Source organism: Sphingorhabdus arenilitoris, assembly GCF_042651485.1.
GTDB lineage: Bacteria > Pseudomonadota > Alphaproteobacteria > Sphingomonadales > Sphingomonadaceae > Sphingorhabdus_B > Sphingorhabdus_B arenilitoris.
In genome coordinates this window covers 1-14287 of the sequence record NZ_JBHSDH010000013.1, presented here as the reverse complement: position 1 = coordinate 14287, position 14287 = coordinate 1, and the positions used below count along the sequence as shown (strand labels likewise).

Sequence of the window (14287 nt, the reverse complement as noted above, 5' to 3'; positions counted from 1 at the left end):
GGAAAATGGGCGGATTTCAAGTCAATCCCGCCCGCACTGTATTATTTTTATAAGACAGCTTGAAAATTCGCTATTCATTCGCCTTTAACGCGCTTGCAATAACCGGTTCGATACCGGTTACGATTTTGCTCACGCCTTGCTTGTTCGGGTGAATACCATCGGCGAGCATCAGTTTGCTGTCGGTGACCACGCCGTCGAGGAAAAAGGGATAAAGCGGAGTATCATATTCCTTTGCAAGGTCGGGATATATCGAATTGAATTTGCTGGCATAATCTGCTCCTAAATTCGGCGCGGCGATCATACCTGTTAACACCACATCGATCCGCCGTTTTTTCAGCTCATCCATCATTGCGGTTATATTGGCGCGGGTTTCCTCGGGCCGGATACCGCGCAGCATATCATTGCCGCCTAGGCCCAATATCACCATCTCCACCTCCTGCGGTGCGTTATCGAGCACGAAATTTAGCCGCGCCTTTCCGGCCGCCGTGGTATCGCCCGAAACACCGGCATTGAGGACGGATACGGCAAAGCCCTGTTTCCGCAAGGCAGCTTGCAATTGCGGCGCAAAGCCGTCCTTTGGGTCCAATTGATATCCAGCATATAGGCTGTCCCCAAATGCCACCACCAAACGGGTCGGTTCCGCATTTTGTTTGGAGGCCATTTGCTGGGTCTGCTTCACCTGATCCGGCGGCGGGGCGGCATCACAGGCAACAAGCCCTTGGAAAAGGAACAGCAGCGCCCCATATAGCGATAAATTCCGCAGCGAAATCATTCTAATCAACGGGGCCTCTCCTTTGTCACTTCCAAACAGCCATGAAACGGATATGGCAATCCGCGCGTCAAATGTCACGCTTACACTCGGCACAAAAACCGCGCCGGTGTCAATTTTGCGCGGCGTCGACCTGTCGGTCCCTTATGGCAGCAGCATCGCATTGCTCGGACCATCTGGGTCGGGCAAAAGCTCGCTTATGGCCGTGCTCGCAGGGTTGGAGCGCGCAACCAGCGGCAAAGTCGAAGTCGCTGGAACCGATTTCACTGCACTAGACGAAGACGGACTGGCCAGAGCGCGGCGCGGGAAAATTGGCGTTGTTTTGCAGGCATTTCATCTGCTTCCCACCATGACCGCGCTCGAAAATGTGGCTATCCCTATGGAACTGGCGGGGATGAGCGATGCGTTTCAGGATGCGGAGCGCGAATTAAATGTCGTCGGCCTTGGCCACCGCGTTGACCATTATCCCTCACAGCTATCGGGCGGAGAGCAGCAGCGCGTGGCGATTGCGCGGGCGATGGCGGCAATGCCAAAGATCATCTTTGCCGATGAACCCACCGGCAATCTGGATAGCGAAACCGGCGCGGGCATTATCGATTTGCTTTTCACCCGGCGCAAAGAGTTGAACGCGACGTTGCTTATCATCACCCATGATCCGGAACTGGCGAAACGGTGCGACCGCATTGTGACCATGCAAAATGGTGTGATTGTGGAGCAAGCGATTTGATCCGTCTTTGGACGATAGCTTGGCATATTGCTCGGCGCGATTTGAATGCGCGGATACGTGGGCTGCGCTTGCTTGCCGTTTGCTTGTTTCTGGGGGTCGCGACCTTGGCCGCAATCGGCAGCTTAACCGCCGGTATCGCTACTGAATTGTCAAACCGCGGCCAATCCATTTTGGGCGGCGATGTTGAGGTGGAAACGGCACAGCGCATGGCAACAGCCGAAGAATTGGCGGCGCTGCGCAGCATGGGGCAGCTGTCCGAAACCGTTCGGCTTCGCGCGATGGCGATTGGCGGTGCAGGCCAAGACAGCTTGCTGGCCGAGTTGAAAGCCGCCGACAGTGCTTATCCCTTTTATGGCCAGCTAACCCTATCCGACGGCCGCGCCGTCAAAGCGCCGCCAAAAGGGCAGATTTACATCGGCCCAACATTGGCCGACCGGTTGGATATTAAAACAGGCGGTATCGTGCGATTTGGCGAGGCGCGCTTTACGGTTGCTGGCATTATCGGTGAAGAGCCCGACCGGCTGGGCGAAGGCTTCACTCTGGGGCCAGTTGCGATCATCAGTCTGGACTCCCTGCCCGATACCAAGCTGATCCAACCAGGTAGCCTGTTTCAAGCCAAATACCGCATCAAACTTCCCGCCAACGCCGACCCGGCGGTAACGGTTAAACAGATTGAAAGCCGCTTCCCCTCCGCCGGATTTGAAATTACCGACCGTTCCAATGGTGCACCGGGGACAAGGCGCTTCATCGAACGCATGGGGCAATTTCTGACATTGGTTGGCCTCGCCGCATTGGTCATTGCCGGAATTGGAGTGGGCAATGGGGTCAGCAGCTATTTGGAAAGCAAGCGGCCAAGCATCGCGACTTTGAAAGTTACTGGCGCGGATAGCCAAATGATATTCCGTATATTCATGATCCAGATCATGGCCGTTGCCGCCGTTGCGATATTGGCCGGTTTGTTGATTGGCAGCATCGCCCCTCAGGCAATAGGGTTGATTATCGGCGACCTGCTGCCTGTCCCTGCTGGTTTTGCGCTATATCCCATTCCTTTGATGGTCAGCGCCGTCTATGGATTGTTGATCGCCATCGCTTTTGCCTTGCCGCCGCTGGCCCGTGCCCGGACGGTGCCAGCTGCGGGGCTATTTCGTGCGGTAACAAACGGAACTTCGCGGCCAGACAAAAAAAGCATCGCCGGAGTGTGTGCGGCGATTGCGGCCATCGTTGCGCTCGCCGTCGGCACTGCGCGCGAGCCGCTATTTTCGGCTGGCTTTATTGCCGCCGCCTTCGCATTGCTGTTGATCCTGACGGCGATTGCATTTGCCGTCCGCTGGGTCGCCATGCGCCTGCCCCGGCCCAAAAAGCCGTTGTTCCGGCTGGCGCTGGCCAATTTGCACCGGCCCGGGGCGCAGACACAGGCATTGGTTGTCGCGCTAGGCCTTGGCCTTACTTTATTCACCACGCTGGCTACGATTCAGACGAGCATCAACAATGAAATTGACCGCAGTGTGCCCGAACGCGCTCCTAGCTTTTTCGCACTCGACATTCCCCGCCCGGATGCACAGCGTTTCCGTGATATGGTGACCAAAGCCGCACCCGATGCACAAATCAACATGATCCCCGCGCTGCGCGGACGGATCATCGCCTATGCTGGACAGCGCGTAGATGAAATGGACGAATTGCCGCCCGGCGCATGGGTGCTGAACGGCGACCGCGGCCTCACCTATAGTGCCGTCCTGCCTGCGGGCAGCGAAATTACTGCTGGCCAATGGTGGGATGCGGGTTACCGGGGACCGCCGCTGCTTAGCATGGAGGAAGAGGTTGCGGCCTCGCTTGGCGTTGGCGTCGGCGATGATATTACGATCAGCTTGCTGGGCGTCGAAGTGACCGCGAAAATAGCATCGCTGCGCAAAGTGGAATGGGACAATTTCGGGCTCAACTATGTGATGGTATTCTCGCCCGGCTCGCTCGACGCGGCGCCGCATAATATGGTTGCGACGCTGACCGTGCCCGAATCCGCCGAAGCCGCGATTGCAAAATCCATTCCTCCGGCATTCCCCTCGACTTCGCTGATTGAAGTGGGAGAGGTTGTGACACAGGTTACCGGCCTGCTGACGCAAATGGCGCAGGCCATCGCCGCTGCCGCCTCGATAGCAATATTGGCCGGTATCGCAGTGCTGGTCGGCGCGATTGCTGCCAGCCGGGCCAGCCGCATTTATGACAGCGTGATTCTGAAACTTCTGGGTTCGACCCGCAGCCAGATATTGGGAGCGCAGGCGATGGAATATGCCATATTGGCGCTATTGCTTGGCTTGCTCTCCCTCGCACTGGGCATGGGCGCTGGCTGGTATGTGGTGGTGCAGATATTCGATTTCAAATTTGCACCCGATTATGGCGTGCTCGCGGTCACTTTGGTCGGCGGCGCTGGGGTGACGTTCCTGCTGGGGCTGTTGGGATCGCTGCCCATCTTGGCCGCCCGTCCAGCAGAAGCATTGCGCAGCCTGTAAAAAAAAGGCCTTGGAAATTTCGGGGATTTATAGCAGTTAGACAGCGGGTCATTTAATACGGGGGGTTTCCTATGTCATTTGTCCTGTCTTCTTTATTTTTATTGACCGCGGCCCAACCGCTGAGCTGTGATGCAGCATCCGGGAACGCATGCGCGGCGGAGAGTTTGGACCAAACGGAAACAGCAGGCGGCGAGGAAGCCCCGCTGACTGCCCTGCCCTGCACAATACAGGATGCGGTTTATACGATTGCCGGCGAAAAGGCGTGGGAGATTAGTTTCACCCAGCCTAAGATACGCCCCAGCGCCGCGTCGGATCTGCTGCTGATGGTGACGGGCAGCGCATTTGTCCGCGATTTTTCCTTTGAAGCTTCACAAGGCTTTGGCGGGACCTATTTGCAAGTGACCGTCGATGATGCAGAATTAGGACAATCCATGCCAGCGGAGGACCAGCCCGACGATCCGATTGCATTCCATGGTTTTGCACAAAACCAAGCGGGCGGGCTTGTTCGCTTACCCGATGCACCGCAATCTGGCGATATGGCGCCTGTTGCGATCTATATTCCCGACGTCTCCAAATATTTTTGGTATGACGAAAAATATACAGATATCGAAACCGGCGAAACGCTTGATGAACCCGTCGCTCTGCCGCAGGGACTGTTCATGGGTAGCTGTTTGAAATAGAGCTCTATTTGGGGTGGTTGCGGGCCAGCCGCGCGGCGAGCGGTGCGCTAATCACTAACTGCGCCATGTGATAGAGAATGGCGGGCAGGATGATCAGCCCCGCATTACCACCAAATAATATCGCCGCCATCGGTGCGCCGGTTGCGATGCTTTTATGTGCGCCTGCGAATATCAGGCTGATCCGGTCGGCCCGCTCCATCTGCAACAGCCCGCCGAGCAGCATCGCGCCGGCAAAGGCCGCAGCCAGCAATAACGCGAGCGTGAGAGCCAGCGCCACCCAAATCGGTCCATCCAGCTGCATCAACGCGCCCGATGCCACGGCCCCGGCAAAGCTGATGTAAACCGCAAGCAATATGACGCCTTTGTCAAAAAAGCCGAGCAACGCCTTTTGCCGCGCCGCCCACTCGCCCAATAGCCGCTGCGCCAATTGGCCCAGCGCAAAAGGCAACATCAGCATCGTCGCAATTTTAACGATGACATTGCTGTCCAGCCCCACACCCGCCGCGCCCAGCAATAAGGCAGCCAGCGCCGGAGTCAGCACGATACCGGCCAAATTGGATAGCGCCGCCCCAATGACCGACGCCGCGACATTACCTTGTGCTATCGAACTATAGCTGATTGCCGATTGCACAGTGGAGGGCAGGATCGCGGTGTAAATGATCCCAGCGACCAGTAACGGCGGCAGCGCGGGTGATGCCGCACTGGCAAGGCCCCAGCCCGCAATGGGCATGGCAATGAATATAAAACCCATCATCGCCGCCTGCACGCGCCAGCTTCGCGCTGCTTTCACCACTTCACCGCGCGGCAGGCGAAGGCCGTGCAGAAAAAATAGCAGGAAAACGCCGATAAAAATTACATTTTGCGCAACATCGAGCGCGGCCCCGCCGACCGGCAGCAACCATCCAGCCGCCAAAGCCATCAATATCAGCACTATAAATCGGTCAGGGAGTAATCGAGACATTGCACCCCCCCTTGCCGGAGGCAGCCGCGAACAACAATAGGCATTGGGCAATTTCGAAAAAACCAGTATCGTCGCAAACATGACTGCGCGCCTGATCGAAATAATATTACCCGATAGCCAATATAACAAGCTGTCCCAAATATTGAGCCACCAAAGCAGCCGGTTTTGGCGGCAAACCGTACCCGGACAGATGGAAAAAACCAGTTGCATCGTGCAGCAGCGGCGCGTCGATGCATTGCTTGATGAATTAATGACCGCATTCGCCGATGTCGAAGGCTTCAACGCCTATGTGTCGATCCCCGAAGCGATCATTCCGCCAGTATCGGAAATTCCGGGCAGCGAAGTCGCTTTTCCAGCACCCACACGCGCGCCAACAGCCATTGAACGCTTTTTTGTTCGTGACCGGATCAGCACAGAGGAAATTTATGACGATATTCAGGAAAGCCTGCATATAAGACCAGCCTTTTTGCTGAATGTCATTTTATCATCGATCATCGCGGGACTGGGTATGCGTAGCAATCAAGTTGCTGCGATAATCGGTGCGATGATTATTGCGCCACTGCTGGGACCGTCGATCGGCACGGCGTTGGCGGCCACCATCGGCGATATGAAATTGGGCCGCAAGGCTTTGCTGACCTTGATAGTCGGCAGTATTTTTGGGATAGCGTCGGGCCTCATCATTGGACTGACTGCGACGATTGATCCAATGGCATCTGAATTACATAACCGGACGATCGTGCACCCTGCTGATATCACTTTAGCGTTAGCCAGCGGGATGGCCGGTGTATTGGCATTCAGCCGCGGATCGGCCTTAACGCTGGTCGGGGTTATGATCGCCGTCGCGCTCATCCCCCCGCTTGCGGCCACCGGAATTTACGCTGGGATCGGGGAATATGGACTGGCGGCAAGGGCGCTATTCCTGTTTGCGACAAATTTGGTCTGTATCAACATTGCTGGCATCGCCACATTTTTGATCCAAGGCCTGCCACCAAAGGAATGGCGGATAACGGGCGGGATATTATTTGTCTGGATCGTCATCTTATTTCTCTTGGCGGCGTTAATCACTGGCCGTTCGGTGTGGGAATTGGGGATGCTGATGTGATAAGCCGCCTTGGCTCCATGATATTTTTGCTCGCGGCATTTTCATTGTTGCTTACCGCCTGCAAGGAACAGCATTCCAAGCCTTCCGACGATGAATATCGCCGTTGGATCGCACAAACGGACAATACAAAAAATGTCGCAGCGCTGGAAAACTATTTTGCGGAAAGGGACGTTGCGCATATTCTGCCAATTGCGGAGCTGCTGCGCAGCGACGTCCGATGGAAAAAATGCGGTGCCGATCCATTTTCTGTTCCGCCTCGCAAATATTGGCCCAATATGGTCGCCACGTTAAAATTGGTCCAGCGCGAGATCATTCCGATTTTAGGGCCAGTGGAAGCCGTCTCTGTATTTAGGGAGCCGAGCATAAACACATGTATTAAAGGTGCGAGTAAAAGCTTCCATTTGCGCTTTTTTGCTATTGATATGCAACCGGTGGGCAAAATGGATCGCCCTGTTTTGATTCAAAAACTCTGCACTTTGCACAGGTCCAAGGGCAAATCTGCGCAAATGGGCCTTGGTATATATCGCGGGACGCGGTTCCATATTGATACTGCAGGCTACCGTAATTGGGGCAAAGATTATTCATCAAAATCATCACCCTGCCGTTCCGTTGTTGCGCCGCAGCACTAACCGCGCTAAAGGCGCGCGCATGAATGGCGGTATGATGCTGCCTTACTCCCAAAAGGTTTATTCGAATGTCTTTGCGTAATATCGCCATTATCGCCCACGTCGATCATGGCAAAACCACCCTGGTTGATCAGCTTTTCCGCCAATCCGGCACCTTCCGCGAAAATCAGCGCGTTGAAGAAAGAGCGATGGACAGCAACGATCTGGAAAAAGAGCGCGGCATCACGATTCTCGCCAAATGCACCAGCGTCGAATGGCAAGGCACGCGGATCAACATTGTTGATACACCTGGACACGCCGATTTCGGCGGCGAAGTTGAGCGCATCCTGTCGATGGTTGACGGCGTCATCCTGCTCGTTGATTCCTCCGAAGGGGCCATGCCGCAAACCAAATTTGTTACCGGCAAAGCGCTCGCCCTCGGCCTGCGCCCTATCGTCGTCGTCAATAAAGTAGACCGCCCGGATGAGCGTATTCAAGAGGTATTGGACGAAGTGTTCGACCTATTTGTCTCGCTCGATGCGACCGATGAACAGCTTGATTTCCCTGTGCTGTTTGCATCGGGCCGCAATGGTTATGCCTCGCTCGAACCGACTGCGCGCGAAGGCGATTTGACGCCGATGTTCCAAACCATCGTCGACCATGTACCAGAGCCAAAGGCCGATGTAGACGGTGAATTTAAAATGCTGGTCACGTTGCTCGACCGCGACAATTTCTTGGGCCGCATCCTCACTGGCCTCGTATTGTCGGGGCGGGTGAAGGTGAACCAGCAAATTCACGCGCTGAACCCCGATGGCAAAAAGGTCGAAGCTGGCCGTGCTTCGAAAATCATGTCTTTTCGCGGATTGGAACGTATCCCGGTTGATGAGGCAAAGGCCGGCGACATCATCTCGCTCGCGGGCCTGACCACCGCGACTGTCGCCGATACCATTGCCGACATTACAGTGACTGAACCGCTTCAGGCGCAGCCGATTGATCCGCCGACATTGTCGATGCGTTTTTCGGTGAATGATTCGCCAATGGCCGGCCGCGAAGGTGACAAAGTAACCAGCCGTATGATCCGTGACCGTTTGCTGCGCGAAGCCGAGAGCAATGTCGCCATCCGCGTCACCGAATCCGCCGATAAAGACAGCTTTGAAGTTGCAGGCCGGGGTGAATTACAGCTCGGCGTGTTAATCGAAACGATGCGGCGCGAAGGATTTGAATTGGGCATTTCGCGCCCGCGCGTGTTGTTCGGTGAAGACGAAACCGGCGCCAAAACCGAACCTTATGAAGCGGTTGTGATCGACGTTGATGATGAATTTTCTGGCACGGTCGTCGAAAAAATGGCGGAGCGTAAAGGCGAAATGACCGATATGCGTCCATCGGGCGGCGGCAAAACCCGGATCAGCTTTATCGCACCATCGCGCGGCTTGATCGGGTATCATGGCGAATTTCTGTCCGATACGCGCGGCACCGGCATCATGAACCGCCTGTTCGAAAAATATGGCCCGCATCGGGGCAATATTGGCGGCCGCAAAAATGGCGTTTTAATCTCCAACGGCAATGGTGAGGCCGTGGCGTACGCGCTCGGCCCATTGGAAGAGCGCGGCATATTGATGGTCAGCCCCGGTGAGCCGCTATATGAAGGCATGATTATCGGCGAAAATGCGAAGCCCGATGATTTGGAAGTCAACCCGATGAAATCGAAGCAGCTGACCAACTTCCGCTCAACCGGAAAGGACGACGCCATCCGCCTGACGCCGCCATGGCGCATGACGCTGGAGCAAGCGATCGCCTATGTGGATGATGACGAAATGGTGGAAGTAACGCCCAAATCCATCCGTTTGCGCAAAGCGATCCTTGATCCCAACGAACGCAAAAAAGCGTCGCGCAAAAAAGCCGCCTAAACAATGCCGCCCCGCCGCATCGTCATCTCCGGATGTTCAGGCGGCGGGAAGTCATCAATGATTGATGCCTTGGCAGAACGTGGTTTTGCTACTGTGCAAGAAGCAGGCAGGATGATTGTGCGTGAAGAAATGGCCATAGGTGGCGGTGCCTTGCCGTGGTTAAACCCAGAAGCATTTGCGCTAAGGTTGGCTGAAAAAGCCATTGCTCAATTTCAAGATACCGAAAACCAAGTCGGCCATGTGTTCATGGACCGCAGCCTGATTGACCCGGTTGCCTACCTCGAGCAACACAACTTAGCCGTTCCAGCGGAACTCACCAAGGCCATACATACTTATCGTTACCACAAATCGGTCTTCATCGTGCCGCCCTGGTCCGAAATATACGTCAAAGATGCCCAGCGGCCTAAATCTTTTGATGAGGCGTTGTTGGAATTTGCTCCGCTGCATGCGGCCTATCAAAAGGCCGGTTATTCGATCATCAAATTACCTAAAATACCTATTGATGAGCGCGTCGATTATCTTCTTGCGAATATATCGCGTGTCACACCACCGTAAACTAAGCCTTCCATAACGCTTTCATTTGCTTATGGTGAGCATATTCGTTTTTTGCGTTTGAGGTGCCAATGACCGCCAATATTTTTCGTAGCAGCCTGTCTGTAATCGCCCTGCTTTGCGCGGCCCCGATGCCCGTCACGGCGCAAACAGTGGTATATCAAGCCGGAGCCCCGATCGCCGATGCCGCGCCGCCGGCTGACAATGCTCCACCCAAGTTAATTGTCGCCATTTCCGTCGATCAATTTTCCGCCGACCTGTTCGCCGAATATCGCCGCGAGTTTACAGGCGGGCTGCAACGGTTGCAGGAAGGCGCGGTTTTCCCATCGGGCTATCAAGCGCAATCGGCCACCGAAACCTGCCCAGGGCATTCCACCATCCTAACCGGCGTTTACCCAGCGCGCAGCGGCATTATCGCCAATGACTGGATCGACCTGAATACCGGGCGCGAGGATAAAGGCATTTATTGCGCCGAGGATGAAAGCGTTCCCGGAAGCAATTCGGATAAATATACGGTATCCGACGTGCATCTGCTGGTCCCCACCCTGGGTGAGCGGATGAAAAAGGCAAATGCCGCCTCACGCGTCGTTTCCGTGGCGGGCAAAGACCGCGCCGCAGTGATGATGGGCGGGCATGACGTTGATGAGCTATGGTGGTGGGATAACGACAGCAAAAAATTCACAAGCTATGCCGGGCGCGCCGTGCCGCCCGCCGTTCGGAAAGTCAATTCACAGGTCCAAACCGCGATTGCATCCGCGACAAGCGACGAAAAACTGCCCGGATTCTGCCAAGCACATAGCCGCGCCGTCGCCATAGATGATGGCAAAACGGTCGGCACCGGACGATTTGCCAGAGCGGCGGGAGACGCCCGCGGTTTTCGCGCCTCCCCCTATTCCGACATGGCGTTATTCGGTCTGGCCACCGGTTTAGTCGCGGATATGAAGCTGGGTCAGGGCGAGGCCACCGACTTGATCGCAATCGGCGCATCGGCCACCGACTATGTTGGCCATACCTACGGCACATCGGGCAGCGAAATGTGCCTCAACCTGTTGGTGCTGGATAACACATTGGAGGTATTTTTCCGCGCGCTGGATGAACAAGGCACCGACTATGCCGTTGTGCTGACCGCCGATCATGGCGGCCATGACCTGCCCGAACGATTGCGCAGCCATGCCGTGCCAGAGGCGCAGCGCATCACCGCCAGCATCGCACCCGAAGTGATGGGCGCGGCTATCGCATCAAAGCTGAAACTCGCGCGGCAACCGCTGAACAGCCGGGGCGTGGGAGATGTTTGGATTGACAAGGATTTGGACGCGAAGACAAAGGCGAGAGTGCTGGACGAAGCGCTTGCCGCCTACCGCGCGCATCCTATGGTCGCCGCCGCTTTTTCGCGGGCCGAGTTGCTGGCAACAAAAGTCCCCGCAGCGGGCACGCCGCCCGAAAGCTGGAGCCTGATCGAACGGGCCCGCGCCACATTCCACCCCGACCGTTCGGGCGATTTCTACGTCGCGCTAAAACCGCGCATCACGCCAATACCCGATACAAAACGCGGCACGGTTGCCACGCATGGTAGCATATGGGATTATGATCGGCGCGTGCCGATACTATTCTGGCGCAGCGGTATGGCCCGCTTTGAACAGCCTTTGTCGGTCAGCACGGTCGACATAGCGCCCACATTGGCAGCGCTCATCAAACTCCCGGTGGAAACAAACGCCTTCGACGGCCGCTGCCTCGATCTGGATGCCAGCGAAGGGACAAGCTGCGAATAGGGGGCGTTGCCAGAATTACCGAATTACCGAGCAACTGCCATCACCCGCCCATAATTTCACGCAAAGACCGCAAAGATTATCAAGGGGGCGGAGCTGCCCTGCGCCCTCACCACTCTGCGCCGCCATCTTCAAAATCTTTGCGCCTTCGCGTGAAATACCCAGCCCCCGCCGCGCTAGCCCGCTTCCAGAATTCTTCAGACATAGAGCAACTTAGGGCACAATATCAAATAGGATGCCGTTGCCACTGACCTTTTTCTGATGCGAGGGTGATGAAGGTCCGAGCCACTGGGGAAAACGTCATGAATTTATTCTTGTGTCCCGGTAATTCCCGCTAGAATGAATGCAGGCACAATCTATCAAAAACAATATTCGGTTCCGTCACCATTATCTTGACAATAAATTTTGCTGCCGTCAGCGCGTTCAATTGAATATGATCGCCGATTTTTCAGTGCTTCTAGGAATTCTTCTGCCCCAGTTTTGCGTCGGTATTTGGACCTTTCTTTAGCATATTCCTCTTCTTGTTGCCTTTGTTTCTCATAATAAGCCTTCAGCTCGGCCTCACGAATAGCGCGATCCCTTTCACGCTCGGCGGCCTGTGCAGCTTTCTCTTGTTGGTATAAGGCCATCCTTCTGGCATATTCGCGGTTATGTGCAAGTGCTTGTTGGCCAAATGCAAAAAACGCCTCTGTCGAAGTATTGTAGGCCATCTCCCCAATCCTTCCCTCGGTTGCGGTGAAGCTTATGCTTGGCCAATCAATTGCACGGCGCCATTTGTCGGGCAATGCCCCTTGCGCCGGCGTTACGCCATCTGGCTCATAGCGGTCAAATGGCCTGACAATCATCGCATGATTATCATCGGCAATACGTGAGAAGCCAAAGCCCGAGAACATTTTGAGCGTTTTCTCGTCTAAAAGAACATTTTCAGCCCTCACCAAAGCAGGATATTCGACAGAGCTTGATGTGCGAGCGGAGATTTTAAAGCCATATCCGGTCGGAAGGGCATAAACCAACAGCCAGTCTGAGAAATATTTCTGTGATGTCGACAGATCGCCGTAACTGTCGCGACTATAATGTAATCGAGCCATTCCTATAAAGTTGGATGGTGCAGCAACTCTCTCGCCGTTTACGTCAAGTGGGTGGTACAACCGGTCATCTTTTAACGCTGTGTTAAAAGGCAGTCGGCCAATGACTTCTACCAATTGGGACTGCGTATTTTTCGCATATCCGGCTCGATTAGCTCCGAAATTGAGAATGCTGCGGACTTCAGCTGGCGGGCGATAACCAATCACCGAACCGTCAGCTCTGAACCAGAGAGAGGCCCGCTCACCGGTCGCAGGCTCTAAGGCGGACATAACAAAATTGTCTTTACTATTCGCATAGATACTGACTTCGAAAGAGTCAAAATTATCGCGCCGTTTATGCAAAAGGATGTTGTTGAAAACGGCGCGTTCCTGACCATAACTATCATATTGCCGAAGGGTGACAGTGCCCCGCGCTGTATCTCGCCCGATAAGTTCGAAAATCTGCGCTGGAAGGTCGCTGTAATAACCTCCAACATAATAAAGATTAGCCGGATCGATCCCGGGCTGTTCAGGTTTAGTGAGCTTGCCGTCCAGATTTACAAAATAATATTTATTGACCGGAGTGTAATATGGACTATTTTTCTGATAGAAAGTAGTGCTAGTGTTAGCTAGTGCGAGTGCGACTTTGTCAGATATCGGCAGTATATGTGGATAAAGCGCCGGTTCAATTATTTCGTTTTCGGTATCAAGCATGACGCCGAAATAAGACCTCTTGGCGAGAGCTTTCTTCGTGTAACTGTCATTCTTGGGGAACAGCGGTTCACCCAACGTTTTCGCTGTTTTTGCAACATCGGCATAGGACAGGCTCGTGCTTTCAATCAGCGACAATCTTGTGACGCCCGATCCGTCTGCTTTGTTGACAATAAAGGGACGGAAAATCTGCTTGCAAGCCTTGCTACCCTTAATCGGGGAACATTGTCCTTTTTCACCAGGGGGCGTCCAGGTAGGTGGGGCGGGGCCGTCAGCTCTCGCTACCGTTGCGGCAAATGCAGAGAGGACTAAAAGTGCGGGGAGGCCTAGGGCAGCAATAGTGAATTTCATTGTTTTGATCCTCAAGGCCAAACTAAATATTTGGCAAATGACAATCGACCCAGGGGCAGTTTCATAGCATAGCGGCAGCTTTGTCAATGGCGGATTCGTCACTTAAACGACTTATTTATCGGGAACTCTAGGAACACTATACTAAACGAATACCAGATATGGGAATGATGTCACACGTAGCATAACTCTCTGCTCCAGCAACGGCCTGCGCGAACAAAATGGTAATTGAAGGCTCCGCCGCCCCCTTCTGCTCCTTTGTGCCTTTGCGTCTTTGCGCGAAATATAGGGCGCTGCGGTGACCGCGGTCCCCTTTTACTGCGCCGTGTCACTGTTTATCAGGCACATACCGGGTAGGATAGAGTTGCCAGCCGCTTTGTTCTGATGCAAGGTTACCGTCAGTCAACACAGACCGGCGGAAAAGATGGCTTGAATTTAGTTGTCTAATTGATATTCGCATTGTTCTGCTTTCGTGACGTTTTTTTACCCGATTACCGATGGTTGTCTTCGAGGTCTGCGAACGGCATTGGAGCCTTTGGTGTTCGAGCCTTCATGATCGCGGTCAGGCGGTAGGTATGGACGTCTCTATGT

11 protein-coding genes are annotated in these 14287 nt (G+C 54.6%); 8 read left to right on the top strand and 3 right to left on the bottom strand.

Annotation, left to right across the window (positions count from 1 at the left end; translation table 11 throughout):
• Positions 1-70: 70 nt before the first annotated feature.
• The gene (locus tag ACFOWX_RS04150) at positions 71-772 is read right to left on the bottom strand and encodes an arylesterase (RefSeq protein ID WP_381424904.1); all 702 of its coding nucleotides are present in this window, start codon (positions 770-772) and stop codon (positions 71-73) included.
• A 52-nt stretch (positions 773-824) separates the two neighbouring features.
• Between ACFOWX_RS04150 and ACFOWX_RS04145 the strand changes: the two genes are divergently transcribed.
• From ACFOWX_RS04145 to ACFOWX_RS04135, 3 genes are all read left to right on the top strand, one after another.
• Positions 825-1496, top strand: a complete 672-nt coding sequence (locus ACFOWX_RS04145) for an ABC transporter ATP-binding protein (protein WP_381421614.1) — start codon at positions 825-827, stop codon at positions 1494-1496.
• The gene (locus ACFOWX_RS04140; RefSeq protein ID WP_381421612.1) at positions 1493-4000 is read left to right on the top strand and encodes an ABC transporter permease; all 2508 of its coding nucleotides are present in this window, start codon (positions 1493-1495) and stop codon (positions 3998-4000) included. The genes ACFOWX_RS04145 and ACFOWX_RS04140 overlap by 4 nt, the downstream gene beginning before the upstream one ends.
• A gap of 164 nt (positions 4001-4164) precedes the next feature.
• The gene (locus tag ACFOWX_RS04135) at positions 4165-4680 is read left to right on the top strand and encodes a hypothetical protein (protein ID WP_381421610.1); all 516 of its coding nucleotides are present in this window, start codon (positions 4165-4167) and stop codon (positions 4678-4680) included.
• 4 nt (positions 4681-4684) lie between these two features.
• Here ACFOWX_RS04135 and ACFOWX_RS04130 read toward each other — a convergent pair whose 3' ends face one another.
• Positions 4685-5641: a bile acid:sodium symporter family protein gene (locus ACFOWX_RS04130; RefSeq protein WP_381421608.1), complete on the bottom strand. Its 957-nt coding sequence runs from the start codon at positions 5639-5641 to the stop codon at positions 4685-4687.
• 43 nt (positions 5642-5684) lie between these two features.
• On the opposite strand from ACFOWX_RS04130, the gene ACFOWX_RS04125 reads away from it, so the two are divergent.
• The 5 genes from ACFOWX_RS04125 to ACFOWX_RS04105 all read left to right on the top strand — a co-directional run bounded on the left by ACFOWX_RS04125 (position 5685) and on the right by ACFOWX_RS04105 (position 11576).
• Complete coding sequence (locus tag ACFOWX_RS04125) at positions 5685-6743, top strand: TIGR00341 family protein (protein WP_381421606.1); 1059 nt, start codon at positions 5685-5687, stop codon at positions 6741-6743.
• 17 nt (positions 6744-6760) lie between these two features.
• The gene (locus ACFOWX_RS04120; protein WP_381421604.1) at positions 6761-7372 is read left to right on the top strand and encodes a hypothetical protein; all 612 of its coding nucleotides are present in this window, start codon (positions 6761-6763) and stop codon (positions 7370-7372) included.
• Between the two features lie 65 nt (positions 7373-7437).
• The gene (gene typA / locus ACFOWX_RS04115) at positions 7438-9255 is read left to right on the top strand and encodes a translational GTPase TypA (RefSeq protein WP_381421602.1); all 1818 of its coding nucleotides are present in this window, start codon (positions 7438-7440) and stop codon (positions 9253-9255) included.
• 3 nt (positions 9256-9258) lie between these two features.
• A complete protein-coding gene (locus ACFOWX_RS04110) occupies positions 9259-9810 on the top strand; it encodes an AAA family ATPase (RefSeq protein WP_381421600.1) in 552 nt (183 codons plus the stop codon).
• A 68-nt stretch (positions 9811-9878) separates the two neighbouring features.
• Positions 9879-11576 (top strand): alkaline phosphatase family protein, encoded by a 1698-nt coding sequence (locus ACFOWX_RS04105; RefSeq protein WP_381421598.1) that lies wholly within the window; start codon positions 9879-9881, stop codon positions 11574-11576.
• A 356-nt stretch (positions 11577-11932) separates the two neighbouring features.
• Here ACFOWX_RS04105 and ACFOWX_RS04100 read toward each other — a convergent pair whose 3' ends face one another.
• Positions 11933-13699 (bottom strand): hypothetical protein, encoded by a 1767-nt coding sequence (locus ACFOWX_RS04100; RefSeq protein ID WP_381421596.1) that lies wholly within the window; start codon positions 13697-13699, stop codon positions 11933-11935.
• Positions 13700-14287: the final 588 nt, after the last annotated feature.

Bases quoted from the DNA above. Each gene is read 5' to 3' on its own strand.
- ACFOWX_RS04150 (WP_381424904.1), bottom strand. From the start codon at position 772: ATGATTTCGCTGCGGAATTTATCGCTATATGGGGCGCTGCTGTTCCTT.
- ACFOWX_RS04145 (WP_381421614.1), top strand. From the start codon at position 825: ATGGCAATCCGCGCGTCAAATGTCACGCTTACACTCGGCACAAAAACC.
- ACFOWX_RS04130 (WP_381421608.1), bottom strand. From the start codon at position 5,641: ATGTCTCGATTACTCCCTGACCGATTTATAGTGCTGATATTGATGGCT.
- ACFOWX_RS04120 (WP_381421604.1), top strand. From the start codon at position 6,761: ATGATATTTTTGCTCGCGGCATTTTCATTGTTGCTTACCGCCTGCAAG.
- typA (WP_381421602.1), top strand. From the start codon at position 7,438: ATGTCTTTGCGTAATATCGCCATTATCGCCCACGTCGATCATGGCAAA.
- ACFOWX_RS04110 (WP_381421600.1), top strand. From the start codon at position 9,259: ATGCCGCCCCGCCGCATCGTCATCTCCGGATGTTCAGGCGGCGGGAAG.
- ACFOWX_RS04105 (WP_381421598.1), top strand. From the start codon at position 9,879: ATGACCGCCAATATTTTTCGTAGCAGCCTGTCTGTAATCGCCCTGCTT.
- ACFOWX_RS04100 (WP_381421596.1), bottom strand. From the start codon at position 13,699: ATGAAATTCACTATTGCTGCCCTAGGCCTCCCCGCACTTTTAGTCCTC.